Annotated in this window: 6 protein-coding genes; 4 read left to right on the top strand and 2 right to left on the bottom strand. The window is 67.1% G+C overall.

The window, feature by feature from the left end; all coding sequences use genetic code 11:
* Positions 1 to 449 precede the first annotated feature (449 nt).
* Entirely contained in the window at positions 450 to 1,334 is an 885-nt protein-coding gene (locus ACUXVE_RS19180; protein ID WP_093818703.1) for an energy transducer TonB family protein, read from the bottom strand.
* On the bottom strand, positions 1,334 to 2,281 hold the full coding sequence (gene gshB / locus ACUXVE_RS19175) for a glutathione synthase (protein WP_445514964.1): 948 nt from the start codon (positions 2,279 to 2,281) through the stop codon (positions 1,334 to 1,336). Before gshB ends, ACUXVE_RS19180 begins: the two co-directional genes overlap by 1 nt.
* A gap of 240 nt (positions 2,282 to 2,521) precedes the next feature.
* On the opposite strand from gshB, the gene pilG reads away from it, so the two are divergent.
* From pilG to ACUXVE_RS19155, 4 genes are read left to right on the top strand one after another with little or no spacing between them, the layout of a single operon-like run.
* Complete coding sequence (gene pilG / locus ACUXVE_RS19170; RefSeq protein ID WP_005418455.1) at positions 2,522 to 2,923, top strand: twitching motility response regulator PilG; 402 nt, start codon at positions 2,522 to 2,524, stop codon at positions 2,921 to 2,923.
* A gap of 18 nt (positions 2,924 to 2,941) precedes the next feature.
* Positions 2,942 to 3,304 (top strand): response regulator, encoded by a 363-nt coding sequence (locus ACUXVE_RS19165; protein WP_025877749.1) that lies wholly within the window; start codon positions 2,942 to 2,944, stop codon positions 3,302 to 3,304.
* On the top strand, positions 3,304 to 3,834 hold the full coding sequence (locus ACUXVE_RS19160; RefSeq protein WP_025877750.1) for a chemotaxis protein CheW: 531 nt from the start codon (positions 3,304 to 3,306) through the stop codon (positions 3,832 to 3,834). The genes ACUXVE_RS19165 and ACUXVE_RS19160 overlap by 1 nt, the downstream gene beginning before the upstream one ends.
* Positions 3,835 to 3,875: 41 nt before the next feature.
* Positions 3,876 to 5,912 carry a methyl-accepting chemotaxis protein gene (locus ACUXVE_RS19155; protein ID WP_059064855.1) on the top strand — a complete coding sequence of 679 codons (2,037 nt, stop codon included), beginning with the start codon at positions 3,876 to 3,878 and terminating at the stop codon, positions 5,910 to 5,912.
* Positions 5,913 to 6,005: the final 93 nt, after the last annotated feature.

The following is a 6,005-nucleotide window of genomic DNA, read 5'->3' as shown; positions in this document are numbered from 1 at the left end:
CTGCGCAGGGGACGCCGTGAATACGTCCATGTAGGCTCGGGCGCGCCATCCATGGCGCTTACGCCCCTGCGCAGCCCACCCGCCCGGCCACGGACAGTTTCCGTGCGCGTTCCCCACGGAAAATCAAAAAAACAAATTCAAAAGCCGGTCGCTTCGCTCGCATCCACGCATGGCGTGGATCTACCGTGCAGGCATGGCGTGGATGCATCGTGTCGACCAAGGTCGACAGCTACCAACAGCAAAGATGCGCCGCGATCGGTCAGGGGTGGGGCGGTGTGGGCTTGCAGGACCGTTGGCGCCATGGATGGCGCCATCGAGCCCCCATGGATGGGTTTACGGCGTGTCCTGCAAGCCCACACCGCCCCAACCGCCGCTCTTGATCTTGACGTTGCAGTTGCCGTTGCTGTTGCTTGCAGCGGGTCCCGGGCCGCAGGCCCGGGCGGAAAACCTCACCGGTCGTCGCGCAGTTCGCCGCCGGGCAGGAACACCCACGTGCGCGTGACCTGCAGGATGTCGATCTGGTCTTCGCTGTCGGGCAACGGCGGGAACGGTTGCGCCAGCTGGATCACCCGCAACGCGGCCTCGTCCAGCAGCGGCGTGCCGCTGGACTTCAACACCCGGCTGCTTTCCACGCTGCCGTCGCGGCGTACCCCCACGCTGATCACCACCTGTCCCCCCAGCCGGCGCTGCCGCGCTTCGTCGGGGTAGTTCAGGTTGCCGACCTGCTCGGCGCGGTCCACCCACGCACGCAGGTAATTGGCGTAGGCGTATTCGCGCGTGCTGGCCGAAACGAATTTCCGGTTCGGCCGTTTGGCGTACTGCGCCGAACGCAGGTGCACTTCCGCCGCCAGCCGCGCCATTTCAGCATCGCGCTGTTCGCGCGCGGTCATCGGTGCATCCGGTGTTGGTTGCAGCGGGGTAGGGCGCGACTGCGCCATGGCCACGGTGTCCTGGCCATTGCGGCTGCTGACCACCCGCGCCTGCGGTGGCGGCACCGGTGCTGCCGACTGCTGCTGCTGGGGTACCGGACTGATACCGGCCTGGGCCTGCGGCACGATGCCGGCCTGGTTGTCGCGGGGGCGCTGCGCACGATCATGTTCGCCACCGCCTTCCTGGCTGGCGGCAGCCAGGAAATCGGCCTGCTTCGGGGTCAGCGCGGTGCGGGTCTGGCTGAAGATCACTTCCAGGGTCGGCACCAGCGGCGCGTCGCCTTTCACGGCAAAGCCGACCCCGAGGATCAGCAGGGCGTGCACCAGCACCGACAGGGCGATGGTGGCGCCCAGCCGCTGCGCTTCACGCGGTGGCGGGGCGAGGACGGCAGGTGCGGCATCCATCAGCGCAGATCGGCCTCGATCGCGTCGAACAGGGTGCCGGCGATGTTCAGGCCGTACTGCGCATCCAGCTCGCGCACGCAGGTCGGGCTGGTCACGTTGACCTCGGTCAGGTAGTCGCCGATGACGTCCAGGCCGACGAAACGCATGCCGCGACGCTTCATTTCCGGGCCGACCTGGGCGGCGATCCAGCGGTCGCGTTCGCTCAGCGGACGGCCTTCGCCACGGCCACCGGCGGCCAGGTTGCCGCGGAACTCATCGCCCTGCGGAATGCGCGCCAGGCAGTAATCGACCGGCTCGCCATCGACCAGCAGGATGCGCTTGTCGCCAGCGGTGATGTCGGGAATGAACTTCTGGGCCAGGGCGAGCTTGCGGCCGCCGTCGGTCAGCGTTTCCAGGATCACGTTCAGGTTGGGGTCGCCCTGTCCGCTGCGGAAGATCGAGCGTCCACCCATGCCATCCAGCGGCTTCATTACCGCCTGGCCGTGTTCCAGCGCGAAGGCCTTCAGTGCCTTGGCGTCGCGGCTGACCAGGGTTGGCGGGCAGCATTGCGGGAACAGCAGCGCGGCCAGCTTCTCGTTGTAGTCGCGCAGGCCCTGCGGGTTGTTGACCACGCACGCACCGGCGGCGGCGGCGACATCCAGCACCTGGGTATCGTAGACATACTCGGCGTCGACCGGCGGGTCCTTGCGCATCAGCACGATCTGGCCGGGACCGAATTCGGTCCGGCTGAATGCGCCCAGCTCGTACCAGCCGGCCGGGTCGTCGCGCACCTGCAGGGGAGCGGTCCAGGCCACAGGCACCCCGCCTTCCAGCGCCAGCCCGCCCGGGCGCACGTAGTGCAGGGCATGGCCGCGGCGCTGGGCTTCCAGCAGCATGGCGAAGGTGGTGTCCTTGGCGATCTTGATGTGGGCGATGGGATCCATCACCACGATGACGTTCAACGGCATGGGTGCACCTGTCAGGCAAGGCGTTGATGGTAGCGGCAACGCCGGCCGTGCGCCTCCCCGGCGATGTGCAACGCACCGTCCCTTGCCAGGCTGCGCAGTGATTGCCAATCCGGTCACGTTCAGCCCGGCGCCACGCCCCGCGCCACGGACCGCCCTTGAAGCGGGCGCGGGAAGTGCGATATAGATACGCTTTCGCAGCGGCTCCCGCCAAAGATTGGGCCGTGCGCTTGGGGAATGGCAATGACTGAAAACACGACTGCGGGCGGGGAGCTCGCAGGACTCCGGGTGATGGTCATCGATGACTCGAAGACCATCCGCAGGACTGCGGAAACACTGCTGAAGCGCGAAGGCTGCGAAGTAGTGACCGCGACGGACGGTTTCGAGGCCCTGGCCAAGATTGCCGACCAGCAGCCGCAGATCATCTTCGTCGACATCATGATGCCGCGCCTGGATGGCTACCAGACCTGCGCACTGATCAAGGGCAACCAGCTGTTCAAGGCGACCCCGGTGATCATGCTGTCGTCCAAGGATGGTCTGTTCGACAAGGCGCGGGGGCGCATCGTCGGCTCGGAGCAATACCTGACCAAGCCATTCACGCGCGAAGAACTGCTGGGTGCCATCCGCACGTACGTCAACGCCTGACCAGGGGGGAAAGGCACAATGGCTCGTATCGTCCTGATCGAGGATTCACCGACCGACCGCGCGGTGTTCACCCAATGGCTGCGCCGTGCCGGCCATGAAGTGCTGGAAGCGGACAATGCCGAAGATGGCCTGCAGCTGGTCCGCGACCAGGTGCCGCAGCTGGTCCTGATGGACGTGGTGCTGCCGGGCATGAGCGGATTCCAGGCGACCCGGGCGATGGCCCGCGACGCAGCGATCAAGCACATCCCGGTCATCATCGTCAGCACCAAGGCGATGGAAACCGACAAGGCCTGGGGGCTGCGCCAGGGTGCCGCCGACTACATCGTCAAGCCGCCGCGCGAGGAAGAACTCATCGCCCGGATCAACGAGCTGGTGGCCTGATGCGCTCGCCCTTCGACATTCTTGAAGCCTACGAACGGCGCAGCCTGGCCCACGCGGTGCAGCTGCCCGGGCGGCAGTTCGCCCAGGACCTGTGGCGTGGCGTCGGTTTCCGTGTTGGTCAGCGTCGGCTGGTGTCCGATTTCCGCGAAGTGGTGGAGATCGTGCCGATGCCGCCTGTGACCCCGGTGCCATGCGCGCAGCCGTGGCTGCTGGGCGTGGGCAACCTGCGCGGCAACCTGTTCCCGGTGGTCGACCTGAAGTACTTCCTGGAAGGGGCGCGCACCGTCCAGCAGGAAGGCCAGCGCGTGCTGATCATGCGCCAGGCCGGTGGCGACGTCGCCCTGACCATCGATGAACTGTTCGGCCAGCGCAGCTTCGAGCTGACCCAGCAGATCGAGGCCGGTTCACTGGCCGAGGGACGCTACGGCCACTTCGTCGATCGCGCTTTCCATGCCGATGGCAACGATTGGGGCGTGTTCTCGCTCTCGCTGCTGTCGCGTACCCCTGAATTCCGGCAAGCCGCGGCCTGAGGCCGGGCATCGCCCCCTGCATTGAAAATCGAGGTTGAACGATGAGTACTGCTTCGGATGCCACCAAGTCCGGCAAGCTGCGGCTGGGCGGCAGCAACCTCTGGCTGGCGCTGCTGGCCCTGTCGATGATCCTGTTCGGTGTGAACACCGGCGTGTCCACCTGGCAGGGCAGCCGCCTGGCCGATGCCGGTTCCAAGGCCGCGGACCTGCAGGTGCTGTCGCAGCAGCTGGCCAACCAGGGCCGTGACGCGGTCGGCGGCAACGCGCAGGCCTTCACCGCCTTCAAGGCCACCCGCAACGCGATCGAACAGAACGTGTCGACCCTGCAGGGCCGCTACGGCAACGAGCCGGGCGTGTCCGGGGCGATCTCGACCCTGGCCGACACCTGGGCGCCGCTGGGCAAGCAGGCAGGCCAGCTGGTGGCCAGTGAACCGGCAGTGCTGGCCCTGGCCGGCAACGCCAACAACTTCTCCGGTGCGGTGCCGGGCCTGCAGGCCCAGTTGAACGAACTGGTGCGTGCGATGTCCGCCTCCGGCGCCCCGGCGTCGCAGGTCTACAGCGCCCTGCAGCAGGTGGTGGTCGCCGGTTCGATGGCGCGTCGCGTGACTGAAATCCGCGCCGGCGGCACGGCTGCGGCCGCTGCCGGTGACGCGCTGGCCCGCGACATCACCGTGTTCTCGCAGGTGCTCGATGCGCTGCGCAATGGCAACGAGGACCTGGGCATCACCGCCGTGCGCGGCGCTGCCGCCGTCGCCGCGCTGGAGCAGTCGCAGCAGAAGTGGCAGGCGATGAAGCAGGACGCCGACGCGATCCTGGCCAGCTCGCGCCAGCTGTTCGCCGCGCAGTCCGCTGCCTCCGCACTGGGCCAGGGTTCGGCGAAGATGCTGACCGACAGCCGCAAGCTGTTCGAAGCCTTCTCCTCGTTCGGTTCGGTGTCCGATACCCGCCTGTTCCCGAATTTCTGGATCGGCGTGGTGTCCGGTGCGCTGTCGCTGATCGCGATCATCGGTTTCGTCTCCACCAACGTGCGCAGCCGCTCGCGCGAGCAGGAACTGCGCTACCAGACCCAGGTGGAGTTCAACAGCCGCAACCAGCAGGCGATCATGCGGCTGCTGGACGAAATCTCCTCGCTCGGTGAGGGCGATCTGACCGTGAAAGCCTCGGTGACCGAGGACATGACCGGCGCGATCGCGGACGCCATCAACTACGCGGTGGATGAACTGCGCCACCTGGTTACCACCATCAACGACACCTCGGCCAAGGTCGCGCTGTCGACCCAGGAAACGCAGGCCACCGCGATGCAGCTGGCCGAAGCGGCCGGCCACCAGGCCAACCAGATCACCTCGGCGTCGGACCGGATCGGCGAAATCGCCGCCAGCATCGAACAGGTATCGCGCAACTCGGCCGAGTCGGCCGACGTGGCACAGCGTTCGGTGGTGATCGCCGCCGAAGGTGCCGGCGTGGTCCGCGAGACCATCCAGGGCATGGACCAGATCCGCGACCAGATCCAGGAGACCTCCAAGCGCATCAAGCGACTGGGCGAATCCTCGCAGGAGATCGGCTCGATCGTGGAACTGATCAACGACATTTCCGAGCAGACCAACATCCTGGCATTGAACGCGGCCGTGCAGGCGGCTTCGGCCGGTGAAGCCGGTCGTGGTTTCGCGGTCGTGGCCGACGAAGTGCAGCGCCTGGCAGAACGCACCTCCGGTGCGACCCGACGTATCGAGAACCTGGTGCAGGCCATCCAGGCCGACACCAACGAAGCGGTCACCTCGATGGAACAGACCACCGCCGAAGTGGTGTCCGGTGCACGCCTGGCCGAGGACGCCGGCACCGCGCTGACCGAGATCGAGCGCGTGTCCAACGCACTCAATACCCTCATCAAGAACATCTCCATCGCCGCCCAGCAGCAGTCGTCGGCGGCGTCGGACATCACCCGCACGATGGGCGTGATCCGCCAGATCACCGGCCAGACCTCGCAGGGTGCCGGGCAGACCGCCGAGTCGATCGGCCACCTGGCGCAGCTGGCGGCCGACCTGCGTCGTTCGGTCGCCGACTTCAAGCTGCCGGCGTGACACGGGCAGGGCGGCGAGCAAGGAACCAGTCGATGAAGCATTTCCATTCCCCACGCCAGGATCCGCGCGACCGTCGCGCGGCGGCGACCGGAG

It is taken from the genome of Stenotrophomonas sp. 3(2025), assembly GCF_052665395.1.
This window is presented reverse-complemented; position numbering and strand designations above follow the sequence as displayed.